Consider the following 25,187-nt stretch of genomic DNA (forward strand, 5'->3'; position numbering starts at 1 on the left):
CAATGACCCCACGGTCAAAGGCGGCACCAGTAATCCGTGGACATTGCGAAAGATACTGCGGGCCAACCAGATCTCCCTCCAGAATCGGCTTCCCGTCATTTCCCTGTTGGAATCGGGCGGTGCCGACCTGCCCACCCAGAAGGAGATCTTCATCCCTGGCGGCCAGATGTTCCGGGACCTGACCCGGCTGTCGGCCGCGGGCATCCCGACCATTGCGCTGGTGTTCGGAAACTCCACCGCCGGCGGTGCCTACATTCCGGGCATGTCCGACCACGTGGTGATGATCAAGGAACGCTCGAAGGTGTTCCTTGCCGGTCCCCCGCTGGTCAAAATGGCCACCGGTGAGGAGTCCGACGACGAATCGCTCGGCGGTGCCGAAATGCACGCCCGCACTTCAGGATTAGCGGATTACCTCGCCGTCGACGAGCTGGACGCGATCCGGATCGGGCGTCGCATCGTGTCCCGGCTGAACTGGATCAAACAGGGGCCCGCGCCCGCGCCGATCACCGAGCCACTATTCGACGCCGAGGAAATGATCGGCATCGTGCCCGGGGATCTGCGCATCCCCTTCGACCCCCGTGAGGTGATCGCCCGCATCGTCGACGGTTCGGACTTCGACGAGTTCAAACCCATGTACGGGTCGTCGCTGGTCACCGGCTGGGCCCGGCTGCACGGTTACCCGATCGGCATCCTGGCCAACGCGCGCGGCGTGCTGTTCAGCGAGGAGTCGCAAAAGGCCACCCAGTTCATTCAGCTGGCCAACCGCTCGGATACGCCATTGTTGTTCCTGCACAACACCACCGGCTACATGGTGGGCAAGGACTACGAAGAGGGCGGGATGATCAAGCACGGCTCGATGATGATCAACGCGGTGTCCAACTCGACCGTCCCGCACCTCTCGCTGTTGATCGGCGCGTCCTACGGCGCGGGCCACTACGGCATGTGCGGGCGCGCCTATGACCCTCGATTCCTGTTCGCCTGGCCCAGCGCCAAATCCGCGGTGATGGGCGGTGCCCAGCTCGCCGGTGTCCTATCGATCGTTGCCCGGGCGGCCGCCGAAGCCCGCGGGCAGCACTATGACGACGCCGCTGACGCCTCCATGCGGGCCGCGATAGAGGGCCAGATCGAAGCCGAGTCGCTGCCGCTGGTGTTGTCCGGGATGCTCTACGACGACGGCGTGATCGACCCGCGCGACACCCGCACCGTGCTGGGAATGTGTTTGTCCGCCATCGCCAATGGCCCGATCAAGGGGACGTCGAACTTCGGCGTCTTCCGGATGTGAGCCCCATGGTTTCTCGAGTGCTGGTCGCCAACCGGGGCGAGATCGCCCGGCGGGTGTTCGCCACCTGCCGTCGGCTGGGTCTGGGCACCGTCGCCGTCTACACCGACCCGGACGCCGCCTCGCCGCACGTCGCCGAGGCCGACGCGCGCGTGCGGCTGCCGAAGACCAACGACTATCTGAACGCCGAGGCGATCATCGCCGCTGCCCGCGCGTCCGGCGCCGACGCGGTGCATCCAGGGTACGGATTCCTTTCGGAGAACGCCGAGTTCGCCGCCGCCGTGCAGGAGGCGGGCCTGACCTGGGTCGGGCCGCCGGTGGAGGCGGTGCGCGCGATGGGTTCCAAGATCGAGTCCAAGAAGCTGATGGCCGCCGCCGGCGTCCCGGTGCTCGACGAGCTGGACCCCGACACGGTCACGGACGATCAGCTGCCGGTGCTGGTCAAGGCGTCCGCGGGAGGCGGCGGTCGCGGCATGCGGGTGGTGCGCGAATTGTCGGCTCTGGCCAGCGAAGTCGAGGCGGCCCGCCGTGAGGCGCAGTCGGCGTTCGGCGACCCGACCGTGTTCTGCGAGCGCTACCTGCCCACCGGGCATCACGTCGAGGTTCAGGTAATGGCCGACACCCACGGCACCGTCTGGGCCGTCGGGGAACGGGAATGTTCGATTCAGCGCCGCCACCAGAAGATCATCGAGGAGGCCCCCTCGCCCCTGGTCGAGCGCACGCCGGGCATGCGCGCCAAGCTGTTCGACGCGGCCCGGCTCGCGGCCGGCGCGATCGGCTACACCGGTGCCGGGACGGTGGAGTTCCTCGCCGATGACTCACCTGGTGGGCAAGCCCAGTTCTACTTCCTGGAGATGAACACCCGCCTGCAGGTCGAGCACCCGGTCACCGAGGAGACCACCGGGCTAGACCTGGTCGAGCTGCAGCTCGACGTCGCCGCCGGCGGTCGGCTGCAGGCCGAACCCCCTGCGGCCCGAGGGCATTCGATCGAGGCCCGGCTCTACGCGGAGGACCCCGCGCACGGCTGGCAGCCGCAGGCCGGCCCGGTGTACGCGATCGACGTGCCGGCGGTCCGGGCCGAGTTCGGCTCACTGGGGCAGCGGACCGGGATCCGGCTGGACTCCGGGATCGTCGGCGGATCGGTGGTGTCGATCCACTACGACCCGATGCTCGCCAAAGTCATCTCCTACGCGCCGACGCGGCGGCAATCCGCGCTGGTGCTCGCCGACGCGCTGGCTCGCGCCCGCCTCCACGGCGTGCGCACCAACCGCGAACTGCTGGTGAACGTGCTGCGTCATCCGGCGTTCCTCGACGGCGCCACCGACACCGCGTTTTTCGACACGCACGGCCTGGCGGAACTGTCCGCACCGCTGGCCGACGACGCGGCGATCCGGTTGTCCGCCGTCGCCGCCGCCCTTGCCGACGCCGCGCACAACCGCGCGACCGCCAAAACATCTGGGGCGTTCGGCTCGATTCCCAGTGGCTGGCGCAACCTGGCATCGGGCTATCAGGCCAAGACCTATCGCGACGACGCCGGCGGCTCCGACGCCAAAGAGTGGGGCGTCGAATACCGTTTCACCAGAACGGGCTTGACACTGCCCGATGACGCGACCGTGCAGCTGGTCTCCGCCACAGTGGATCGGGTCGTCCTCGCCGACGACGGGGTCGAGCGCGCCTTCGCGGTGCGGCGGTACGGTGACGATGTCTACATCGATTCGGCGCGCGGGCCCGTTCACCTGGTCGCGCAGCCGCGGTTCCCGGAGCCGGCCTCGACCGTCCAGAAGGGCTCCCTGTTGGCGCCCATGCCCGGCAACGTCATCCGCGTCGGCGCATCCGTCGGCGACACCGTCACGCCCGGCCAGCCACTGATCTGGCTGGAGGCGATGAAGATGGAACACACCATCACCGCGCCGTCCGACGGCGTGCTCGCCGAACTCAACGTCACGACCGGTCAGCAAGTCGAAGTGGGCACCGTCCTGGCAAGGGTGGATGCGCTCGACCCGCAAAATTCGCATGAAGGAGATCCACGATGACCGATACCAGCTTCGTCGAAAACGAAGAACGCCGCGCGCTGCGCAAGGCGGTGGCCGAGTGGGCGTCCAACTACGGCGCCGAGTACTACCTGGAGAAGGCCCGCGCGCACAAGCACACCAACGAATTGTGGACCGAAGCGGGCAAACTCGGCTTTCTCGGGGTGAACCTGCCCGAGGAGTACGGCGGTGGCGGCGCCGGAATGTACGAGCTGTCGCTCGTGATGGAGGAGATGGCGGCCGCGGGCAGCGCGCTGCTGCTGATGGTGGTGTCACCCGCCATCAACGGCACCATCATCAGCAAGTTCGGCACCGAAGAGCAGAAGAAGCGCTGGATCCCCGCCATCGCCGACGGTTCCCTGACGATGGCATTCGCGATCACCGAGCCCGACGCCGGATCCAACTCGCACAAGATCACCACCACCGCCCACCGCGACGGTAACGACTGGATCCTCAAGGGGCAGAAGGTCTTTATCTCCGGCATCGACCAGGCGCAGGCCGTGCTGGTGGTGGCCCGCACCCACAAAGAAACAGGGGCCAAGTCCGAATCGCTCAGGCCGGCGCTTTTCGTGGTGCCGACCGACGCGCCCGGCTTCACCTACACGCCGATCGAGATGGAGCTGATCAGCCCCGAGCGCCAATTCCAGGTCTTCCTCGACGACGTCCGGCTGCCCGGCGACGCGCTCGTCGGAGCCCAAGACGCCGCCATCGCACAGCTTTTCGCCGGCCTTAACCCCGAGCGCATCATGGGCGCGGCCAGCTCGGTGGGCATGGGACGGTTCGCGCTGAACAAGGCCGTCGACTACGTCAAGACGCGGCAGGTCTGGTCGACGCCGATCGGGGCGCACCAGGGCCTGTCACATCCGTTGGCGCAGTGCCACATTGAGGTCGAGCTCGCCAAGCTGATGATGCAGAAGGCCGCGACGCTCTACGACAGCGGCGACGACACGGGCGCGGCCGAGGCCGCCAACATGGCCAAGTACGCCGCGGCCGAGGCGGCCACCCGCTCGGTCGACCAGGCCGTGCAGTCCATGGGCGGCAACGGGTTGACCAAGGAGTACGGAGTGGCCGCAATGCTGACCGCGGCCCGGCTCGGACGGATCGCCCCGATCAGCCGCGAGATGGTCCTGAACTTCGTCGCGCAGACGTCGCTGGGCTTGCCTCGAAGCTACTGAAGCCCTGCTGATGGAAAATCTCGTCGAATACGCCGGCCCGGGCGACGCCGGAGGCCCGTTCGCGCGGCTGACGCTGAACTCTCCCCATAACCGCAACGCGCTCTCGACCGGGCTCGTCAACCAGTTGCACCAGGGGCTGCGTGACGCGGCGTCGGATCCGGCGGTGCGGCTCGTGGTGCTGGGCCACACCGGTAACACCTTCTGCGCCGGGGCGGACCTGAGCGAGGCCAGCGGCGGCGACCCGCGTGGCGATCGCGAGCGCGGCGCAGCCGGGCGAAGCGGGTCGCCACCATCGGCCTTCGACACGGCGGCGGCGCGGGCCCGGGAACTGACGGCGCTGCTGCGCGCCATCGTCGAGTCGCCGCTGCCGGTGATCGCCGCCATCGACGGGCACGTTCGCGCCGGCGGGTTTGGTTTGGTCGGCGCCTGCGACATCGCGATCGCCGGCCCGCGCAGCACCTTCGCGCTGACCGAGGCCCGGATCGGCGTAGCCCCGGCCATCATTTCCCTGACGCTGCTGCCGAAGATGTCGGCGCGGGCCGCGGCCCGCTACTACCTGACCGGCGAGACGTTCGATGCGGCGGAGGCCGCCGAGATCGGACTCGTCACGACGGCGGCCGACGACGTGGACGCCGCGGTGGCGAAGGCTGTCGCCGACGTGAGCCGCGGGTCGCCGCAGGGCCTCGCGGCGTCGAAGGCGCTGACCACGGCCCCCGTGCTGGACGGGTTCGACCGCGACGCCGAGCGGCTCACCGAGGAATCGGCCCGGCTGTTCGTGTCGGACGAAGCCCGCGAAGGCATGCTGGCGTTCCTACAGAAGCGTCCGCCTAGTTGGGCAAACGTCTAACGGCCTTCGTGAGCAGCGGAAAGGCCCCACGAACCCCCTCTGGCCTGGGAGGAAGGTTGCAGTTTAGCCAACCCACTTGCAGCAAAACTTCTACGTCGTACGCTCGTGGATGATGAGCAATTCAGCGCAGCGCGATGCGAAGGACACGCGTGACGAAATATCGCGCGCGGCCGACACGGATCGCATCCAGGTCGCGCAGTTGCTGGCGTATGCGGCCGAGCAGGGCCGCCTGCAGATGAAGGACTACGAAGACCGTCTGACCAGGGCCTACGCGGCGACCACATACGAGGAGCTGGACGAGCTCAGGGCCGACCTGCCCGGCGCGCAGCTAAGTGCGCGCAGGGGCGGCAAGCCCAATCCCGCACCATCGATGTTGCTGCTCGCCCTGATGAGCGGGTTCGAGCGGCGCGGCCGGTGGAACGTGCCGAAGAAGCTGACCACATTCACGTTCTGGGGCAGCGGGGTGGTGGATCTGCGCTACGCCGACTTCACCTCGACCGAGGTCGACATCAAAGCGATCTCGATCATGGGCGCGCAGAACATCGTGCTGCCGCCCGAAGTCAACGTCGAGATCCACGGCCGTGGCGTGATGGGCGGCTTCGACCACACGGTGCTGGGCCAGGGCACGCCCGGCGCGCCGAAGGTGAAAATCCGCGGCTTCTCACTCTGGGGTGGTGTGGGCATCAAGCGCAAGGCCCGCCGGCCCCGCGGCTAGGACATCAGACCCGTTGCGCCCCAAGCATTCCGCTAAGCGTCGCTAGCCGGGAACGTAGTCGAAGGTGTCCGGGTTAGGGCCCCTCCTGCCCGATTCGCCCTTGTCCAGCGCCGAGATTGCGTGCATGTCGGAGTCGTCCAGATCGAAGTCGAACAGCTCGAAGTTGGCTTTGATCCTTTCCGGCGTCACCGATTTGGGGAAGACGATGTCACCGCGCTGGACGTGCCAGCGCAACACCACCTGCGCCGGCGACTTGCCGCGCGCGTCGGCGATGCGGTTGATCACCGGATCGTCGAGCACCTTGCCTTGCGCGAGGGGCGACCACGCCTCGGTGACGATGCCATGATCGCGCCCGTAGGCGCGGACCTGCTCGTTGGTGAAGTACGGATGAACCTCGATCTGGTTGACCGAAGGGACGGTGTCGGTTTCCGCGGCGAGCCGATCCAGATGCGCGATCTGGAAGTTCGAGACACCGATGCTGCGGGCGCGGCCCTCCCGTGCGAATTCTTCGAGGACTTTCCAGGTGGAGACGAAGTCCCCGCCGTAGAGCGTGGGCAGCGGCCAGTGAATGAGGAACAGGTCGACGTAATCGGACGCCAGGGCTTCCAGCGTTTTGCCGAAGGCGCGCCGCGCATCATCGGGCTTGTGAGAGCCGTTGTTGAGCTTGCTGGTGATGAAAACCTCGGCGCGCTCGAGACCGGCGTCGCGGACGCCTTGGGCGACTTCCCTTTCGTTCCCATACATTTCCGCGGTGTCGATGTGTCGGTATCCGATGTCGAGGGCGCACTTGACGGCCGCGGCGGTCTCGTCGGGCTTGATCTGGAACACGCCGAAACCAAGCTGTGGGATGCGCACACCATCGTTGAGTTCGATCGTCGGAACGTTGCTCATGCGTCTCCTTCTTCGTCCTTGTCCATGAACCCGGCCGAGGAAGCACCTGCTCCCTTCGCGATCGAAGCGCCCGCCGCTACCGACGGCGCCGCGACCGCAGGTAGTCGCCCACCACGGCGGCTCCCAGGCCGTCTTCGTCGGGCACCACGACGCGGCCCTCGACGCGCCGCGCGACCTGGTCGATAAACCGCGCCAGCCCGGGGTCGTTGCCCAGCCGGAAGATCGTCACCTGCGCACCGAGCCTTGCCATGTCGTCGAATCCGCGCACGGTGTGGGCGATGGTCCGCGGATGCGGCGGGTAATCAAAAAACACGGCCGAGCCATCCCCGTCGAAGTCCTCCAGGTGAGCGGTCGGCTCACCGTCGGTCACCACCAGCACGACGGGCTGCGCGTTCGGGTGCCGGCGCAGGTGCCGGCCCGCCAGCGCCAGCGCGTGATGCAAATTGGTGCCCTGCTCGTAGACACCCTCCAGGCCGGTCAGCTCGGCGGCCGTCACCGTCCGGGCGTAACGGCCAAAGGCGATGATCTGCAACGCATCCGAGCGAAAACGCGTGCACACCAGGTGGTTGAGCGCGAGCGCCGTCTGCTTCATCGGCAGCCAGCGATTCTCCATCACCATCGAAAACGAGGTGTCGACCAACAGCGCCACGGCGGCCTGCGTACGCGTCTCGGTCTCGGAGACCTCGACGTCCTCGACCGTGATCCGTAGCGAAACGGGGCCGTCGGGACCCTTCACCGTCGCGGTCCCCGCCTGCCGCAGCACCGCATTGGTCAGCGTGCGGGGGATGTTCCACGGCTCGGTGTCACCGAATTGCCAGGACCGGGTCGCGCCGGTCAGCTCGCCGGCGGCGCCCGCGCGCCGATGGTCGCGCTCGCCGCGACGACCCGCAAGCTGTTGCGCGACATCGTGTAGCGCCGTCTCGCCCAGCCTGCGCATCGCCTTTGGCGAGAGCCGCCACTGGCCGTCGGAACCACGGTCCAGGAAGCCCTGATTGACCAGGGCGCGTTCCAATTCGGCGAGTGTGCGGGCATCGATGGCCGCCTGATCGCCAAGTTGGCGGGCCAGCGCGTCGAGGTCGACGTCATCCATGGTGGCGCCCGGATAGCTTTGCGACAGCTGCTCGGCCAGCTGCTCCAGCTCGCCGATGTCCGAAATCGCCTGAGTGCCTTCGCCCATGCCGAACGGGTTGTCTCCGGAGAACTGCTCGGAGCCGGTCCAGTCTTCGCCCGGCCGCGCGGCCTGCAGATGCGCATCGAGTCGACCCAACGCCTCCATCAACGCCGGGGAACCAAATGCCTGCTGCGCCAAGGCATCGAGCTCGGCGCGCTGGTCGGGGCTCAGGCTGTTGCGGAAGCGTTGCGCGGCGGCGGCGCGTTTGGCCAGCGAGTCCAGCAGCTCCTCGACGTTGCGGGGGTTCTCCGGGAAGAACTCGCCGTGGGAGTCCATGAAGTTTTCGAAGTCCTGTTGGGTGTCCTCCCCGCGGGAGTGCTTGTCCAGCAGCTGGTTGAGGTCGTCCAGCATCTCGTTGACGCGCTGGCGATCCTCGTCGGTTGCGCCCTCCAGCGCCTGCTTCATGCCCGCGAAGCGCTGGTCCAGCATCTCGCGGCCGAGCAAATCCTTGATCTGCTCGTACTTTTGGCGGGCCTCCGCGCTGCGCCAGTTATAGTCGGAAAGCTCCTGGACGGCCTTCGCCGGCGACGCCGGCAGCGCGTCCAGCTGCAGCTCGCCGAAGCGGGCGTCGTCGTCCAGCGCGCGGGCCAGCTCCTTGCGTTCGGCCAGCACGGCCTCGTCGAGCAGCTTCTTGACCTCTTGCAGGGTGCCGTCCAAGTTGTTGCGGCGCAACAAATCCCGTCGGCGCCGGTTCGCCTCGGCGGCCAGCCGATCGGCGCCGGGCATGTTCTTGGTGCCGCGGCGCAGCAGCTCCGACAGCGCGCGCCGTGGCGAGGTGCCGGCCATGACATCCTGACCGATCTGTTCGAGCGCCTCGCGCAGATCCACCGGCGGGGCCAGCGGATCCGGCCCGCCGGTGTACGCCGAGTAGCGCGACGAGTGCCCTCTACCCATAGACGGTTTGGCCCTCCCCGGACACCTTGTCGATCCGCTTGGCCAGATACAACGCCTCCAGCGCCAGTTCCAATGCCGCGGCGCGCTCGCCTTCGGATTCGGCGTGCAGCTTGGCCGCGATCTTGTCCACGACGGACAGGTTCGGCACCGCGGCCAGCACGTCCTTGGCCGACACCCGCTCCCCCGTCGTGACCGCCGAGCCGCCCTCGACCGCGGATACCAGCGCACCGACGTCGATGCCGCCCAGCACCCTGGCCGCGGTGTCGGCGGTCGCGCGACGCAATAGGTGCTCCAGCACGGCCTGTTCGCGGCCCTCCTCGCCGGACTCGAATTCCAGCTTGCCGCGCAGGACGTCGATGACCGTGCCCAGATCGACCACCCGGGCCACCGGGTCGGTCTCCCCCAGCACCGCGCCGCGGTGCCGGGCGGCGGCCGCGACGGTCTCGGCCGCGGCGATCGCGAACCGCGCCGACACCCCGGACCGCTGGTCGATCGAGTTCGACTCGCGCAGGTAGCGGGCGAACCGCGCCATCACCTGCATGAGATAGTCGGGGACCTGCGCGGACAGGTGCGCTTCCTGAACGATCACTCCCACCTCGGCCTCCAGCTCCAGCGGGTAGTGGGTGCGGATCTCGGCGCCGAACCGGTCTTTGAGCGGCGTGATGATGCGGCCCCGGTTGGTGTAGTCCTCGGGGTTGGCGCTGGCGACCACCAACACGTCCAGCGGCAGGCGCAGCGTGTAGCCGCGGACCTGGATGTCGCGCTCCTCCATGACGTTGAGCATCGAAACCTGAATGCGCTCGGCGAGGTCGGGCAGCTCGTTGACGGCGACGACGCCGCGGTGTGCGCGCGGGATCAGCCCGTAGGCGATGGTCTCCGGGTCACCGAGGCTGCGGCCCTCGGCGACCTTGATCGGGTCGATGTCACCGACCAGGTCGGCGACGCTGGTGTCCGGGGTGGCCAGCTTCTCCGTGTAGCGCTCGCTGCGGTGCTTCCATGACACGGGCAGGTCGTCGCCGAGCGTCGCGGCACGCCGGATCGACTCCGGCGTGATCGGCCGGTACGGATGCTCGCCCAGTTCTGCCCCGTCGATCACGGGGGTCCACTCGTCGAGCAGCCCGGTCAGCGCCCGCAGCAGCCGGGTCTTGCCCTGGCCGCGTTCGCCCAGCAGCACGAAGTCGTGACCGGCGATCAGCGCGCGCTCCAGCTGCGGCAACACGGTGTCGTCGAAACCCAGGATGCCCGGCCAGACCTCGTCTCCCTCGGCCAGCGCGGTCAGCAGGTTTTCGCGGATTTCCTGTTTGACTCCCCGTTCGCGGTGACCGGCGTCACGCAGTTCGCCGACGGTGCGGGGCATGTTGCTCGGTGTTGGCACCACTCCAAAGTACGCGTAACACGCTGCGCCCACCCGCCAAGCGTTCTAGTGAGCGAAGTGACGGGCCCCGGTGAGGTACACCGTTACGCCGGCGTTGGCCGCCGCCGCGGTCACCTCGTCGTCGCGCACCGATCCGCCCGGATGGACCACCACCTTCACCCCGGCGGCGGTCAGCGTCTCGAGTCCGTCGGGGAACGGGAAGAACGCATCCGAGGCCGCGACCGCGCCGCGGACCCGGTCGCCGCCCCGTTCGACGGCCAGGCGTGCGGCGTCGACCCGGTTGACTTGACCCATGCCGACGCCGATGGTGGCGCCGTCGGCGGCGATCACGATCGCGTTCGACTTGACCGCGCGGCAGGCGCGCCACGCAAAAACCAGGTCGGTCAAGGTGTTCGGGTCCGCTGGTGACCCGGTCGCCAGGGTCCAGTTCGCCGGGTTGTCGCCGTGCGCGTCGAGCTGGTCGCGTTGTTGAACCAACAGTCCCCCGCTGACCGGTCGCAGCTCGGTGCCGCCGGCCAGCGGCTCGGAGGCCACCAGCACGCGGATGTTCTTCTTGCGCGTCAGCGCGTCGACGGCGCCCGGCGCGTAGGCCGGCGCCACGATCACTTCGGTGAAGATGGTGCTGACGTATTCCGCCATCTCGAGGCTGACTTCGGTGTTGGCCGCGATCACGCCGCCGTACGCGCTCAGGGGGTCGCATTCGTGGGCCTTGCGGTGCGCGTCGGCGACCGACACCGACGAGATCGCGATCCCACAAGGGTTGGCGTGCTTGATGATTGCCACGCATATCTGTTCGTGGTCGAAAGCGGCCCGCCACGCGGCGTCGGCATCGGTGAAGTTGTTGTAGGACATCTCTTTTCCGTGCAGCTGCTCGGCCTGCGCCAGGCCCGGCCAGGCGCCGGGGTCGCCGTAGAGCGCCGCCTGCTGGTGCGGGTTCTCCCCGTAGCGCAGCATCGCGGTGCGCCGCAAGCTGCCGGCGAACCACTTCGGGAACGCCGTGGGCGGATGCTCGGGCGCCAGCGTCGACTCCATCCAGGCGGCCACGGCGATGTCGTAGTCCGCGGTGTGCTGAAATGCCAGCGACGCCAGCCTTTTGCGCTCGGCGAGGGTAAATCCGCCATTGCGCACGGCGGCGAGGACTCCGTCATACCCGAGCGGGTCGGTGACCACCGCAACGCTGGGGTGGTTCTTGGCGGCCGCCCGGACCATCGACGGCCCGCCGATGTCGATCTGCTCGACGCACTCGTCGATGCCCGCGCCGGAATCGACGGTCTCGCTGAACGGATACAGGTTGACGACAACGAGTTCGAACGCCGCGATCCCGAGCTGCTCGAGCGCCGCGGCGTGCGCGGGGTTGCGCAGGTCGGCCAGCAGGCCGGCGTGCACACGCGGGTGCAGTGTCTTGACCCGGCCGTCGAGCACCTCGGGGAAGCCGGTCAGTTCCTCCACGCGTGTCACCGGAATGCCTTTGTCGGCAATGGTTTTCGCCGTCGAGCCGGTCGAGACGATCTCCACGCCCGCCGCGGTCAGACCCTCGGCGAGTCCTAGCAGCCCCGTCTTGTCGTACACGCTGATCAAGGCGCGGCGAATCGCCCTTCTTGACTCGTCGCTCATCCTATGGTCGCCTTTCGTCCGGTCCAGGTCACGCCGCGGGTTGCGATCGCGGCCACCACGTCCACCAACAGTCGCCGTTCGATGACCTTGATACGTTCGTGCAGTGTCTCTTCGTTGTCGCCGTCGAGCACCGGAATGGGCTCCTGCGCCAATATCGGCCCGGTGTCCATGCCGGCGTCTACCAGGTGCACCGTACAGCCGGTGACCTTCACACCGTAAGCCAGCGCGTCGGGAACGGCATGCGCCCCCGCGAAGGCCGGCAGCAGCGCCGGATGCGTGTTGAGGGTGCGTCCGCAGAATCGTGAAAGGAATTGCGGTCCAAGTATCTTCATGAATCCGGCGGAGACGACGAGATCGGGCGAGTGCGCGGCGGTGGCTTCGGTGATGGCCACGTCCCAGGCCTCGCGGTCGGGGTAATCGCCGAGGCGGACGGTGAACGCCGGCAGTGACGCCGCCGCCGCGACCTCGGTGGCCCGGCATTCGCGATCCACGCCGACGGCGACTATTCGCGCCGGGTAGTCACCGGTGGCAGCTTCGAGGAGCGAGCCCAGTAGCGATCCGGTGCCCGATGCCAGCACCACCAGCCGCGCCGGCGCGCTCGGGGGCACGTGGAGCGGTTGCTGCACAACGGCGAGCCTACTGGGAGCCCCCGCCGCGCCGACTCTGCGTCCAGCGCTCGATCGCCCGGCGTGTCGGCGAACTCAGCGCAGAGTCGATCACGCGGGCGGCGGCGCGTCGTCGTCGGCCTCCTCCGAGGCCTCAGCTGCCGCACCGGCCGCCTCGTCGTGCGGCTCGTCTTCGGGCCCGTCGTCCGGCTCACCGTCCGGCTCGTCGTTGTGCTCGTCTACGGGCCCGTCGTCCGGCTCGTCGTCCCGCTCGTCGAAATGCGCCGCGAAGTCCGCCGGCGCCTCGGCCGCCGGGCCGCGCGCGGGTTTGGGCCGCCGCGGCCTTCTGAGTCGTATGGGCAGGATCCCGCCGGCCATCACCACGGTTACCCAGCCGACCACCGCGAACCAGAAGAACGCGCCGATCAGCAAAGCGCCCTGGTCCACGCCGACCTGGCCGAAGTTGCCCAGCCGGCCGCTCCCGCCGTATGCCAGCAATGACATCGCCAGCGCCCCGGCAACCGAGGCGACCAGCAATTTGGCCAGCGCCGGCGCCAGCGGCAGCGCGTGCCGAGCGCACTGCTGCCCCACCGCCACGCCCGACGACGCGCCGACGATGAGCAGCGCGACCCACACCGGGCCCAGCGGCGGCGTGGGGGCCGCGGCCAGGATCGGCAGCGCGGGCATGTCGCCGCCGAAAACGGTGAACGAACTGAACGTCGCGAAACCGAGGTGGGCGCTGGACCCGACGGCGACCGCCGACGTGCCGACGATGACGTTGGGCGCGTACAACACCGACAGCACCGTGAGGCTGAGCTCGCCGAATAGCGAATCGGTGATCCCGTAGAGCTCTTGCATCGTCCCCCAGTGCACAACCAGCGAGCCCGCCGTCACCAGGCCGGAAAGCCCGAGCAATGCCAGCACACCGGCCACCGCGGCGCGCAGCGAATCACCGAGCCAACTGGGCAGCGGTGACGCCGCCAACGCCCGCCGCCCCACCCGCGACCACACGCCGATCGCGGCGCCGATGGCGTGCACCACCAGCACGCCGGCGAACGCGCGCAGGGCGCTGGGCGTCTGCAGCTCGGTGATCACCGACGACGCGTCGTGGATGACCGCCAGCGCGATCGCCGCCATCAGGAGGGGCCCGCCCAGCGCGGACGCGATCACCCAGCGGACCACCAGCCACGACGACGAGGGAGAGGTCGCCCGTGCGCTGGTGCGTGCGGTGCCCCACACCATCAACAGGACCGGCAGCAGCGGCAGCACGCCCAGTTCACGGCCGCCGATCGAGATCGGCACCTGGTGCACCGCGAGCCACATGCTGGCGATGGCTCCCAACGCGCCGGTCATGTCGCTGTTGGCGATCAGCAACTGCAGCAACGTGACCGCGGCGATGATGCCCAATGCCACCACGGACGGGCCGAACGCCACCCGGACAAGGTCGCGCGCCTGGCGAGCGCCCGCCGCCCGGTTGTCCGCGCTTTCCGACACCCTTTTCACTCTTGGCGCACGTGCCCGACTACGCGCGAGAGCGCCTGCTTAGGCCGGCGCCGCTGGTCCGGATGACGGCGACTGCTGCTGCTCCTGGCCGGGCGACTGCTGACCACCGGTGTGGCTGTAATCGACCGGAGCCGAACCCGCCTGGGACTCCGCGCCGCTCGCGTTGGAGGAGGGTGGCGGACTGAAGCTGGGAAAGCCGGTGGGTGGCGTGGACGGTCCCTGCGGCTGGGGTCCCGACTGCGGCGAGGGTTGTGCACCGAAGCCGCCGGTCGACGTCGGGATCGCGGACTGGGTCGCGGCCTGGCTCGACGGATATCCCCCGTACTGGGAGCCGTACGCCGAAGGCTGCGGCGCCTCCTGCGGGCTGTGGGACTGGGGCCCGGCGTGCTGCTGGCCGTAGTACGACGGCTGCTGTCCGTACTGCCCGTACTGGCCGTATTGCCCGTATTGGCCGTACTGCGCGTACGGGTCGTACTTCGGCCGCGGCGCGGGCGCGGTGATGACGCCGGCGTCCAGCAGCAGCGCGCCGATGGCGGCGAGCGCCTGGAAAATGCTGCAAGCCACCAAGGGCCACATCGCCCAGCCGATCGCGAAACCGGCGGGCGTGTTGACCGTCTCGGTGATGGCCAGCAACGCGCCCAGCACCGCGATCACCGCGACAATCCCCACGTAGCTCTTGGCCTTGGGCAGCAAGCTGATTCCGGCCAGCAGCGCGGCCAGCAGCGCAACGATGACCGCGGTGCCCGCATCGCCGGCCCGTCCACCGCCCGGACCGAGGTCGGCGCCGATCACGAAAGTCGGCCCGAAATTCAGCAGATACACCGCAATGCCGAGCACCAGCACCGCGACGTTAAGGACCAGCGGAAGCTTGCTTTCGCCGTCGTCGGTCTTGGCGAACGACGGTGTGGCGCCTGCATAGGAGCCTCCGGGCTGCTGGGGTTGATATCCGGGGCTACCGGGCGAGTAGGTCATGACTCCTCCTGTTGCTTCCCGTGTGTTGAGTGTCTTGGTGACGCCACCTTCAAGCGCGACGCTGTGCTGCTGGGCGCGCGCCGCTTCGAAACACCTTGCCCATGTTGCGCCGCGACGCGATCGATCACCCACGCTAGCGCACGTTCGGGCGGCCGTGCCGGAGCCACCGGTTCGTCAGCGCGACCAGCCTCGATCAGCGCCGCTTGCCCCGCACAGGTAGAACACGTTCTAATTCTGTTCATGGATTACGGGCTTGTGCTTTTCACCAGCGATCGTGGCATCTCCCCGGCGGCGGCCGCCAAGCTTGCCGACAACCACGGCTTCCACACGTTCTACGTGCCGGAACACACCCACATCCCGGTCAAGCGCGAGGCGGCCCATCCCACGACCGGCGACGCGTCGCTGCCGGACGACCGCTACATGCGCACGCTGGACCCGTGGGTGAGTCTGGGCGCGGCGTGCGCCGTGACGTCGCGGGTGCGCCTGTCGACCGCGGTCGCGCTGCCCGTCGAGCATGATCCGATCACTTTGGCGAAAAGCATTGCCACACTTGACCACCTGTCCGGCGGCCGCGTCAGCCTGGGCGTCGGGTTCGGGTGGAACACCGACGAGCTGGCCGACCACGGGGTGCCGCCCGGGCGGCGCCGCACCATGTTGCGCGAGTACATCGAAGCGATGCGCGCGTTGTGGACAGCAGAAGAGGCGGCCTACGACGGCGAATTCGTCAAGTTCGGTCCCAGCTGGGCCTGGCCGAAGCCGGTGCAGCCACACATTCCGGTGCTGGTGGGCGCGGCCGGAAACGAGAAGAACTTCAAGTGGATCGCGCGCAGCGCCGACGGCTGGATCACCACCCCGCGCGACTTCGACATCGACGAGCCGGTCAAGCTGCTGCAGGACACCTGGGCCGCCGCCGGGCGCGACGGCGCTCCGCAGATCGTCGCGCTGGACTTCAAGCCGGTCCCCGAGAAGCTGGCGCGTTGGACCGAGCTGGGGGTGACCGAGGTGCTGTTCGGTCTGCCGGACCGTCCCGAAGACGAGATCGCCGCCTACGTGGAGCGGCTGGCCGGCAAGCTGGCGGCTTTGGTTTAGCGCGAGCAGACACAAAAGCCCCGCGACACGCCGGTCGGCGGGGGCTTTTGTGTCTGTTCGCGCTAACGCGGGCTACAGGCTGCTCAGGAGCTCCCGCGCCAGCGCCGCGGTTTCCGACGGGGTCTTGCCGACCTTGACGCCGGCCGCCTCCAGGGCCTCCTTTTTGGCGGCAGCGGTGCCCGACGAACCGGACACGATGGCGCCCGCGTGGCCCATCGTCTTGCCCTCCGGGGCGGTGAAGCCGGCCACGTAACCGACGACCGGCTTGGACACGTTGGCCTTGATGTAATCGGCCGCGCGCTCCTCGGCGTCGCCGCCGATCTCACCGATCATCACGATGACCTTGGTGTCAGGGTCCTTCTCGAAGGCCTCGATGGCGTCGATGTGGGTGGTCCCGATGACGGGGTCGCCGCCGATGCCGATAGACGTCGAGAACCCGAAATCGCGTAGCTCGTACATCATTTGGTAGGTCAGCGTGCCGGACTTGGACACCAGCCCGACGGGGCCCGCGCCGGTGATGTTGGCCGGCGTGATGCCCACCAGTGCCTGGCCCGGCGTGATGATGCCGGGGCAGTTCGGGCCGATGATGCGGGTCTTGCCGCCCCTTTCTAAGTTGTACGCCCACGCAAATGCCGTGTCCTGCAACGGGATTCCCTCGGTGATGACCACCAGCAGCGGGATCTTCGCGTCGATGGCCTCGATGATGGCGTCCTTGGCGAACTTCGGCGGGACGAAGATGATCGACACGTCGGCGCCGGTCTTTTCCATCGCCTCCACAACGCCGCCGAACACCGGCAGCTTGATGATCCGGCCGCCCTTGTCCTCATGCGTGACCGTGGTGCCCGCCTTGCGCGCGTTCACACCGCCCACGATCTGGGTGCCCGCCTTGAGCATTCGCGCGGTGTGCACAGTGGCCTCGCTGCCGGTGATGCCCTGGACGATGACCTTGTTCTCTTTGTTCAGGAAGATAGCCATTGGGTCATTTCTCCTTTTCAGGCGCTCGCCAGCTCGGCGGCCTTGTCCGCGGCCTCGTCCATCGTCGCCACCAGCGTCACCAGCGGGTGGTTGGCGTCGGTGAGGATGCGACGCCCTTCTTCGACGTTGTTGCCGTCCAGGCGCACCACCAGCGGCTTGTTGGCCTCGTCGCCGAGGATTTCCAGCGCCTTGACGATCCCGGTGGCCACGGCGTCACACGCGGTGATGCCGCCGAAGACGTTGACGAACACGGCCTTGACCTGCTCGTCGCCCAGCACCACATCCAGTCCGGCGGCCATCACCTCCGCCGACGCGCCGCCACCGATGTCGAGGAAGTTGGCCGGCTTGACGCCGCTGTGCTTTTCACCGGCGTAGGCGACCACGTCCAGCGTCGACATCACCAGGCCCGCGCCATTGCCGATGATGCCGACCTGGCCGTCGAGCTTGACGTAGTTGAGGTGGTTCTCCTTGGCCTTGAGCTCCAGCGGATCGGTGGCGTCGCGGTCCTCGAACTCTGCGTGATCGGGGTGGCGGAAGTCGGCGTTGGCGTCGAGGGTGACCTTCCCGTCCAGCGCCAGGATCCGGTCTTTCGGATCACGCACCAGCGGGTTGACCTCGACCAGCGTCGCGTCTTCGGCGACGAAAAGCTCCCACAGCTTGGAGATGGTGACCGCGGCGGCGTCCAGGACCTCGGCCGGCAGGTGGCCCTGCTCGGCGATCGAACGCGCGGTCGCCACGTCGACACCCTCGACGGCGCTCACGGGCACCTTCGCGAGCCGGTCGGGCTTGGTGGCCGCCACTTCCTCGATCTCCATGCCGCCCTCGACCGAGCACATCGCCAGGTAGGTGCGATTGGCGCGGTCCAGCAGGAAGGAGATGTAGTACTCCTCGGCGATGTCGCTGGCCTCGGCGACCAGCAGCTTCTTCACGACGTGGCCCTTGATGTCCAGCCCGAGGATGTTCTTTGCGTGTTCGTAGGCGTCGTCTGGGGTTGCGGCGTATTTGACGCCGCCGGCCTTGCCGCGGCCCCCGACCTTGACCTGCGCCTTGACCATCACCGGACGACCAATCTCCTCGGCGATGGCCCGAGCGCCCTTGGCGGTGTCGGTCACCCGGCCGGGCGTGCTCGGTACGTTGTGCTTGGCGAACAATTCTTTCGCTTGATACTCGAAAAGGTCCATGGGCTCACTGTCTTCGATCGGCTTGCTGCTAGGCCTATGCGCGGGCGGTGCCGGAATCGGGAACTCGCACGCTGGCACTGTATCCACCCGTCGGATGCCTGCTACCGTCGCGTCCACCGTTGTGGCACAGCTCACCGCATACCCGCAAGCCTCAAAAGTGATGCAACTCACAATATTGGTTGGGTTTTTGGCCCGAGGTTGCCAGCCCCGTCGGTTAGCGGATACCTTCCTAGGGTCCAGATAACGTTATGGTCACGATACGAGGACATTTCAGCTTGTCGCAGCATCGTTTAGCAAATCCTTCTGCCGTATCAACCGGCGTGGTGCGGGTAGGTCGCGCAGCAGGCGGCCGGTGGACTGAGTCGAACCGAAACGAAGTCACCGAGATCCTTCCGCTCGACGGATTCGACTTCGACGACCTGGATTTCGCCGAAGAGTCGGGTGATCTCGACGACCTGGATTTCAGCAACGACTCGGCCTTCGACAACGAGGCTCAGGTGCTGCTCGCTCCCGAGCTCGACGACCTGCACGACGTGGACAATCTGGGCCCGCTGTTGCTGGCCGCGCCCGCTGCGGTGCCGGTCCCGACGAGATTCCGGCCCGACGCCCCGCATATCGACGCGCGCTGCCCCAATCACTCGGACATCACCGATGTCATTCCCGCGATCCGGCGCGGCGGACAGCACCGTAAGCAGCCCACCAGCGCGGCCCGGGGCCGCCTGCTGATCTCGGCGATGGCCGCCGGGGCGGCGGCCGCGGCGGCCCACACGGCGACCAGCCACGCCGACACCCCCAAGACGGATGCCGTGCTGACCGCCAACGCGTCGGCGCTCATCGGCGGGGCGGGCAGCAACACCACCCGCGGCGCCCAGGTGATCGCGGTCCAGCCCGCGGCGAACGCCGCGGTGCACAACGAGGAACTCGCGAGGGGCATGGCCTTCGCCAACGATCGCGCTCAGCGCGAGGCGCGGTTACAGCAGCCGCTCTATGTGATGCCGACGAAGGGGATCTTCACCTCGAACTTCGGCTACCGCTGGGGTGTGCTGCACGCCGGAATCGACCTGGCCAACTCGATCGGCACACCGATCTATGCGGTGTCCGACGGGGTCGTCATCGACTCCGGGCCGGCCGCCGGCTACGGGGCGTTGGTCAAGCTCCGCCACGCCGACGGCACGGTCACGCTCTACGGCCACGTCAACACGACGCTGGTCAGCGTCGGAGAGCACGTGATGGCCGGTGACCAGATCGCCACCATGGGCAACCGGGGCAATTCCACCGGGCCGCACCTGCACTTCGAGGTGCTGCAGGGCGGCACTGAGCGGATCGACCCCGTGCCGTGGCTCGCTAAGCGGGGACTTAACCTCGGCAATTACGCTGGCTGAGGTGACTTCGCCCGACGATCCCCCTGCTGCACCGCCCGATTCCGCCGCACCGCCCTCGGAATCGCAGACTCGGATCATCCGGCGAGCACCGACCGGGCCGATGCCTGTAGTGCCGGAATCTCCGACCACGCAGATCCCGCGGCAGCCGCCTCCGTATGAGGCGACTCCCGGCTCCGCCCGGCGGGGAGGCATCGCGGGCCCGCCGGGCCACCAGACGAGCGGCCGGACCGCCGTCGCCGCCAGCGCGGTCAGCATCGTCAGCGGCTGGGCCACGTCCGTGGTGGCCACCGACCTGATCGCCGGGTGGTGGAGAACCGACCGCCTGTTCTGCATCGCGGTGGCCTTCCTCGCGCTGGTGTTTGCGATAACCACCGTTTCGGGCGTCATCCTGTTGCTGCAGCATCGGCCCGTGGGGCGCTACCTCATCGCGGCCGGCGCGGTGGTCGCGGTGCTGACCTACGGCGGGGTGTTCATCGCGGGCGCGCGCGTGGCGTGGATCGTGTACATCCTGTGGCTGCTGCCCGTCGCCAGCGTGGTGCTGGCGTTTCACCCGCAAACCAAACGCTGGCTGCAGGCGTAAACGGCGCCGAACGCCCTAGAGTTTGCTGACCGGGGCGTGGTTGTGCATCAGCTTCACCCGCCCCGAGCTGCCGAAGTCGATCAGCGACATGGCCGATTCGCCGGCGCCGGAGACCTCCTCGACCCGACCGAGCCCGTACTTGTCGTGCGTCACCCGATCGCCCGGTTGCAGCATCAGCAGCGGACGTTTGCTTGCCCCCGAACGCGTCGGCGACGGACGCGGCGCGCCGAACCGTGCGGCACCGCTCACCGGTGCGCTGAACGACGGCGCGGGCGCGCTGCGCCGCCAGTCGATGAGCTCCTGCGGAATCTCGCGCAGGAAGCGCGATTCCGGGTTGAGCATCGGCTGTCCCCAGGACGACCGGACGATGGCCCTGCTCACGTAGAGCCGCTGACGCGCCCGGGTGATGCCGACGTAGGCTAGCCGCCGCTCTTCGGACAGCTCGGTGGGATCGTCCAGTGACCGCATGTGGGGGAACATCCCGTCCTCCCAGCCCGTGACGAACACCACCGGAAACTCCAAACCCTTCGCGGTGTGCAGCGTCATCAGCGTCACCACGCCGGCGCCGTGCTCGGGGATGTCGTCGGCGTCGGCGACCAGCGAAACGCGCTCCAGAAACGCCGCCAGCACACCGGTGTCCGGCACGTCTTCGTCCTCGGGCGGCTGCGCCGACTCGTCCAGCGCGGCCGCGTTCGCCCGATCGGCGCTGAATTCGTGTGCGACGCTGACCAATTCGTTGAGGTTGTCCAGCCGGGCCAGCTCCTGGGGATCCGTGGAGGACTCCAGCTCGTTGCGGTATCCGGAGCGTTCGAGCACCAACTCGACCAACTCGCCGAGGTCGTCGTCGAGGTGGCCCCTCAGGTCGTCCAGCAGCTCGACGAAACCCGCGATCGCCTTCTCCGCGCGCGTATTCAGCATGGGCACTTTGCCCTCGGCCGCGGCCACCAGCGCGTCCGCGAAGCTGGCGCCGGTGTTCTCGGCGTACACCGCCACGCACGCCTCGGCCCGATCCCCGATGCCCCGGCGCGGCGTGTTGAGGATGCGCCGCATGCTGACCGCATCCCCCGGGTTGTCCAGCACCCGCAGATAGGCGACGATGTCGCGAATCTCCTTGCGCTCGTAGAAGCGCACTCCCCCAACGACTTTGTACGGGATCCCGGCGCGGATGAAAACCTCCTCCAACGACCGCGACGAGTTGTTGGTGCGATAGAACACCGCCACGTCGTTGTAGGTGATCTCGCCGCGCTCGGCGAGCGCGTCGATCTCCTCGGCCACGAACCTGGCCTCGTCGTGCTCGTTGTCGGCGACGTAGCCGACGATCGGCTCGCCGGCGCCGGCGTCGGTCCACAGCCTCTTCTCACGGCGCCCGGTGTTGCGCGCGATCACCGAGTTGGCGGCCGACAGAATGTTCTGCGTGGAGCGGTAATTCTGTTCCAGCAGAATGCTTCTCGCGTCGGGATAATCCCGCTCGAAGTCCTCGATGTTGCGGATGGTGGCGCCGCGGAAGGCATAGATCGACTGATCGGCGTCGCCGACCACGCACAATTCCGCCGGCGGCACGTCGTCGGGAGACTCCCCGGCGCCGTGTCCCACCAGCTCCCGCACCAGCACGTACTGGGCGTGGTTGGTGTCCTGGTATTCGTCAACCAGCACGTGCCGGAAGCGCCGCCGGTAATACTGCGCGATCTGCGGGAAGGCCCGCAGCACCGCGACGGTTTCCCCGATCAGGTCGTCGAAGTCCAACGCGTTGGCTGCCCGCAGCCGCCGCTGGTATTCGCCGAAGACGGAGGCCACCGTGCGACTCAACTCATCGGTATCGTCCGACAGGTTGGCCACCGCCTCGGCGGGATCGATCAACTCGTTCTTCAGGTTGGAAATGGCGTTGGCCAGCAGCCGCGGCGAGTAGCGCTTGATGTCCAGCCCCATGTCGCGGCCGATCATCTGCAACAGGCGCCGCGAGTCGTCGGCGTCGTAGATCGAGAAGTTGGAGTTGAGGCCCTCGATCAGGGACGCCTGGTTGCGCAGGATGCGCACGCAGGTGGAGTGGAACGTGGACACCCACATCGCGCGGGCCCGGTTGCCCACCAGGCGCACCACACGTTCGCGCATCTCTGCGGCGGCCTTGTTGGTGAAGGTGATGGCCAGGACCTGACCGACCCCGACGCCACGCGCCGCGATCAGGTAGGCGATGCGCCGCGTCAGCACCGCCGTCTTGCCCGAACCCGCGCCCGCCACGATAAGCAGCGGCGAGCCCTGGTGCACCACCGCCAGGCGCTGTTGTGGGTTGAGTCCGTCGAGCAGTTGATCCGCTTCGGGGGCGGGCTTGGCTTCAGAGTTACTGGTCGCTTGCACACTCATGTCCGTCCAAATCTACCGCCGCCCGCCGACGACTTCGCTGGCCAGGCCGTCCGGCGCGGCGGACCCATCCGACGTATGGGCGCAGCGCCCGTTGCCGCGGTCGACGCGGCTTGCTGAAGAAGCGGATTCACACGGGGGAGCAGCAACCGCCGGCACGCCGTGCAGAACCGGCGCCCATGCACTTTTGCGCCGTCGCGGTCGTTAGTGGCACACTCGTTTGGTGCTCAACGCGCAGCAACCTCGGCAGCTCTCGGCACATGAGCGGGTCAGCCGATTTTTCTACGGGTACCGGCCAGCGGTCCCCGTGGTCTAACTGCTTTCGCAGAGCCCCGTGGTCCGCTTCCGGATTCGGGGCTCGTCTCTTTTGTGAGGCCCGATAACGGATGAGACCAGAACCCCCACATCAAGAGAATGCGGAGTTAGCAGAGATGAACATCGAGATGGTCGAGTCCGAAGAGACCACCGACATTGACGCGTTGCGCCAGGAGATCGACCGATTGGACGCCGAGATCCTCGCCGCGGTAAAGCGGCGGGCCGAAGTCTCCCAGGCGATCGGCAAGGTGCGGATGGCGTCCGGCGGCACCCGGCTGGTCCACAGCCGCGAGATGAAGGTGATCGAGCGCTACAGCGAGCTCGGTCCCGACGGCAAGGACCTGGCGATGCTGTTGCTGCGACTGGGCCGGGGCCGGCTCGGCCACTGAACAGCGGCGGCGTGGCCGCCATCGGCCAGGCCTGGCTCGGTTGCGTCGGACCGCACTCGAGTCCGATGGTGACGGCCCGCAGCGCCCGGCTGCGCCGCGCTCGCGACCGTCACTACGCTCGAACCATGACCTCCGTGCAAACCATCCCCGACATCACCGCCACCCCGGCGTGGGACGCCCTGCGCACGCATCACGAACAAATCGGCCACACCCATCTGCGGCAGTTCTTCGACGACGATCCCGATCGCGGGCGCGAGCTCACCGTCACGGTCGGCGACCTTTACATCGACTACAGCAAACATCGCGTCACCCGAGAGACGCTGCGGCTGCTGGTCGACCTTGCGCGGACGGCTAACCTCGAAGAGCGCCGCGACCAGATGTTCTCCGGCGTGCACATCAACACCTCCGAGGACCGCGCCGTGCTGCACACCGCGCTGCGGCTGCCCCGCGACGCCGAGTTGATCGTCGACGGCCAAAACGTCGTCGAGGAGGTGCACGCCGTGCTCGACGCGATGGGTGATTTCACCGAGCGGTTACGCAGCGGCGAATGGACGGGGGCCACCGGGAAACGGATCAGCACCGTCGTCAACATCGGAATCGGCGGGTCGGACCTGGGTCCGGCGATGGCCTACCAGGCGCTGCGCCATTATGCGGATGCGGGGATTTCGGCGCGCTTCGTCTCCAACGTCGACCCGGCCGACCTCATCTCGAAGCTGGCCGACTTAGACCCTGCCACAACGCTTTTCATCATCGCGTCGAAGACCTTCTCCACGCTCGAGACGCTGACCAACGCGACCGCGGCGCGCCGTTGGTTGACCGACGCGCTCGGCGACTCCGCGGTGGCCAAGCATTTCGTGGCCGTCTCCACCAACAAGCGCCTGGTCGACGACTTCGGTATCAACACCCAGAACATGTTCGGGTTCTGGGATTGGGTCGGCGGGCGTTATTCGGTCGATTCGGCGATCGGGCTGTCGGTGATGGCGGCCATCGGCCGGAAGGCTTTCGCCGATTTTCTGTCCGGATTCCACATCGTCGACCGGCATTTCAAGACGGCCCCGCTGGAGTCGAACGCGCCCGTCCTGCTCGGCACGATCGGGGTGTGGTACTCCAACTTCATGGGCGCGCAAACGCGCGCGGTGCTGCCGTATTCCAACGACCTGTCCCGCTTTCCGGCCTACCTGCAACAGCTGACCATGGAATCCAACGGCAAGTCGACGCGCGCCGACGGCACGCCGGTCACCACCGACACCGGCGAAATCTTTTGGGGCGAACCGGGAACCAACGGCCAGCACGCCTTCTATCAGTTGCTGCATCAGGGCACCCGCTTGGTGCCCGCCGATTTCATCGGCTTCAGCCAACCCCTCGACGACCTCGCCACCGTCGAGGGCACCGGCAGCATGCACGACCTATTGATGAGCAATTTCTTCGCCCAGACTCAGGTGCTGGCGTTCGGCAAAACCGCCGAAGAGATCGCCGCCGAAGGCACGCCCCCCAACGTCGTGCCGCACAAGGTGATGCCCGGAAACCGGCCGTCCACCTCCATCCTGGCCGACCGGCTCACGCCGTCGGTGCTGGGCCAGCTGATCGCGCTCTACGAGCACCAGGTCTTCACCGAGGGGGTGATCTGGGGCATCGACTCGTTCGATCAGTGGGGTGTGGAGCTGGGCAAGACGCAGGCCAAGGCGCTGCTTCCGGTGATCACCGCCGACGGCTCGCCCCCGCCGCAATCGGACAGCTCGACCGATGCGCTGGTGCGTCGCTACCGCACCGAACGGGGACGGGTGAGCTAGAGCCCGCGAGCAGACGCAAAAGCCCCCGCACGCACGGCGTGTCGGGGGCTTTTGCGTCTG

General features: G+C 67.9%; 19 protein-coding genes and 1 pseudogene. 10 read left to right on the forward strand and 10 right to left on the reverse strand.

The annotated features are described in order from the left end of the window. The 5 genes from JWP83_RS00135 to JWP83_RS00155 all read left to right on the forward strand — a co-directional run. The coding region (locus JWP83_RS00135; protein WP_297724350.1) for an acyl-CoA carboxylase subunit beta at nucleotides 1-1,282 on the forward strand (1,282 nt) is incomplete at its 5' end. Nucleotides 1,283-1,287: 5 nt separating this feature from the next. Further along, nucleotides 1,288-3,312, forward strand: coding sequence for a biotin carboxylase N-terminal domain-containing protein (locus JWP83_RS00140; RefSeq protein ID WP_297724353.1), 2,025 nt, complete (start codon nucleotides 1,288-1,290; stop codon nucleotides 3,310-3,312). Continuing rightward, complete coding sequence (locus JWP83_RS00145; RefSeq protein ID WP_297724356.1) at nucleotides 3,309-4,484, forward strand: acyl-CoA dehydrogenase family protein; 1,176 nt, start codon at nucleotides 3,309-3,311, stop codon at nucleotides 4,482-4,484. Before JWP83_RS00140 ends, JWP83_RS00145 begins: the two co-directional genes overlap by 4 nt. Nucleotides 4,485-4,494: 10 nt before the next feature. Then, nucleotides 4,495-5,331 carry an enoyl-CoA hydratase family protein gene (locus JWP83_RS00150; protein WP_297724359.1) on the forward strand — a complete coding sequence of 279 codons (837 nt, stop codon included), beginning with the start codon at nucleotides 4,495-4,497 and terminating at the stop codon, nucleotides 5,329-5,331. 112 nt (nucleotides 5,332-5,443) lie between these two features. Next, nucleotides 5,444-6,046, forward strand: coding sequence for a DUF1707 domain-containing protein (locus JWP83_RS00155; RefSeq protein WP_297724362.1), 603 nt, complete (start codon nucleotides 5,444-5,446; stop codon nucleotides 6,044-6,046). A gap of 42 nt (nucleotides 6,047-6,088) precedes the next feature. On the opposite strand, the gene JWP83_RS00160 is transcribed toward JWP83_RS00155, so the two are convergent. The 7 genes and pseudogenes from JWP83_RS00160 to JWP83_RS00190 all read right to left on the reverse strand — a co-directional run bounded on the left by JWP83_RS00160 (nucleotide 6,089) and on the right by JWP83_RS00190 (nucleotide 15,071). After that, the gene (locus tag JWP83_RS00160; protein WP_297724365.1) at nucleotides 6,089-6,937 is read right to left on the reverse strand and encodes an aldo/keto reductase; all 849 of its coding nucleotides are present in this window, start codon (nucleotides 6,935-6,937) and stop codon (nucleotides 6,089-6,091) included. Between the two features lie 76 nt (nucleotides 6,938-7,013). Next, a complete protein-coding gene (locus JWP83_RS00165; protein ID WP_297724368.1) occupies nucleotides 7,014-9,002 on the reverse strand; it encodes a VWA domain-containing protein in 1,989 nt (662 codons plus the stop codon). Then, the gene (locus tag JWP83_RS00170) at nucleotides 8,995-10,359 is read right to left on the reverse strand and encodes an ATP-binding protein (protein ID WP_297724402.1); all 1,365 of its coding nucleotides are present in this window, start codon (nucleotides 10,357-10,359) and stop codon (nucleotides 8,995-8,997) included. Before JWP83_RS00170 ends, JWP83_RS00165 begins: the two co-directional genes overlap by 8 nt. Before the next feature lie 63 nt (nucleotides 10,360-10,422). Then, a complete protein-coding gene (purH, locus tag JWP83_RS00175; protein ID WP_297724371.1) occupies nucleotides 10,423-11,991 on the reverse strand; it encodes a bifunctional phosphoribosylaminoimidazolecarboxamide formyltransferase/IMP cyclohydrolase in 1,569 nt (522 codons plus the stop codon). Continuing rightward, a complete protein-coding gene (gene purN, locus JWP83_RS00180) occupies nucleotides 11,988-12,617 on the reverse strand; it encodes a phosphoribosylglycinamide formyltransferase (RefSeq protein WP_297724373.1) in 630 nt (209 codons plus the stop codon). The genes purH and purN overlap by 4 nt, the downstream gene beginning before the upstream one ends. A gap of 300 nt (nucleotides 12,618-12,917) precedes the next feature. Next, a pseudogene (locus tag JWP83_RS00185) lies at nucleotides 12,918-14,099 on the reverse strand (DUF6350 family protein); the annotation flags it as partial. Between the two features lie 39 nt (nucleotides 14,100-14,138). Then, complete coding sequence (locus tag JWP83_RS00190) at nucleotides 14,139-15,071, reverse strand: DUF5336 domain-containing protein (protein WP_297724375.1); 933 nt, start codon at nucleotides 15,069-15,071, stop codon at nucleotides 14,139-14,141. A 240-nt stretch (nucleotides 15,072-15,311) separates the two neighbouring features. On the opposite strand from JWP83_RS00190, the gene JWP83_RS00195 reads away from it, so the two are divergent. Continuing rightward, entirely contained in the window at nucleotides 15,312-16,160 is an 849-nt protein-coding gene (locus tag JWP83_RS00195; protein WP_297724378.1) for an LLM class F420-dependent oxidoreductase, read from the forward strand. Nucleotides 16,161-16,232: 72 nt separating this feature from the next. Here JWP83_RS00195 and sucD read toward each other — a convergent pair whose 3' ends face one another. Both sucD and sucC read right to left on the reverse strand, forming a co-directional pair. Continuing rightward, nucleotides 16,233-17,135, reverse strand: a complete 903-nt coding sequence (gene sucD, locus JWP83_RS00200; protein ID WP_297724381.1) for a succinate--CoA ligase subunit alpha — start codon at nucleotides 17,133-17,135, stop codon at nucleotides 16,233-16,235. A gap of 17 nt (nucleotides 17,136-17,152) precedes the next feature. Next, nucleotides 17,153-18,316 carry an ADP-forming succinate--CoA ligase subunit beta gene (sucC, locus tag JWP83_RS00205; protein WP_297724384.1) on the reverse strand — a complete coding sequence of 388 codons (1,164 nt, stop codon included), beginning with the start codon at nucleotides 18,314-18,316 and terminating at the stop codon, nucleotides 17,153-17,155. 323 nt (nucleotides 18,317-18,639) lie between these two features. Here sucC and JWP83_RS00210 point away from each other — a divergent pair, with 323 nt between their 5' ends. Beyond that, nucleotides 18,640-19,698 (forward strand): M23 family metallopeptidase, encoded by a 1,059-nt coding sequence (locus JWP83_RS00210; RefSeq protein ID WP_297724387.1) that lies wholly within the window; start codon nucleotides 18,640-18,642, stop codon nucleotides 19,696-19,698. A 1-nt stretch (nucleotide 19,699) separates the two neighbouring features. Further along, a complete protein-coding gene (locus tag JWP83_RS00215; protein ID WP_297724390.1) occupies nucleotides 19,700-20,278 on the forward strand; it encodes a hypothetical protein in 579 nt (192 codons plus the stop codon). Between the two features lie 15 nt (nucleotides 20,279-20,293). Here JWP83_RS00215 and pcrA read toward each other — a convergent pair whose 3' ends face one another. Further along, the gene (pcrA, locus tag JWP83_RS00220) at nucleotides 20,294-22,636 is read right to left on the reverse strand and encodes a DNA helicase PcrA (RefSeq protein WP_297724393.1); all 2,343 of its coding nucleotides are present in this window, start codon (nucleotides 22,634-22,636) and stop codon (nucleotides 20,294-20,296) included. 383 nt (nucleotides 22,637-23,019) lie between these two features. On the opposite strand from pcrA, the gene JWP83_RS00225 reads away from it, so the two are divergent. Together JWP83_RS00225 and pgi are read left to right on the forward strand one after the other, a co-directional pair. Next, on the forward strand, nucleotides 23,020-23,337 hold the full coding sequence (locus JWP83_RS00225; RefSeq protein ID WP_297724396.1) for a chorismate mutase: 318 nt from the start codon (nucleotides 23,020-23,022) through the stop codon (nucleotides 23,335-23,337). Nucleotides 23,338-23,462: 125 nt separating this feature from the next. Beyond that, on the forward strand, nucleotides 23,463-25,127 hold the full coding sequence (gene pgi / locus JWP83_RS00230) for a glucose-6-phosphate isomerase (RefSeq protein WP_297724399.1): 1,665 nt from the start codon (nucleotides 23,463-23,465) through the stop codon (nucleotides 25,125-25,127). Nucleotides 25,128-25,187 lie beyond the last annotated feature (60 nt).

The sequence above is a fragment of the Mycobacterium sp. genome (genome assembly GCF_025965855.1).
Taxonomy (GTDB): domain Bacteria; phylum Actinomycetota; class Actinomycetes; order Mycobacteriales; family Mycobacteriaceae; genus Mycobacterium.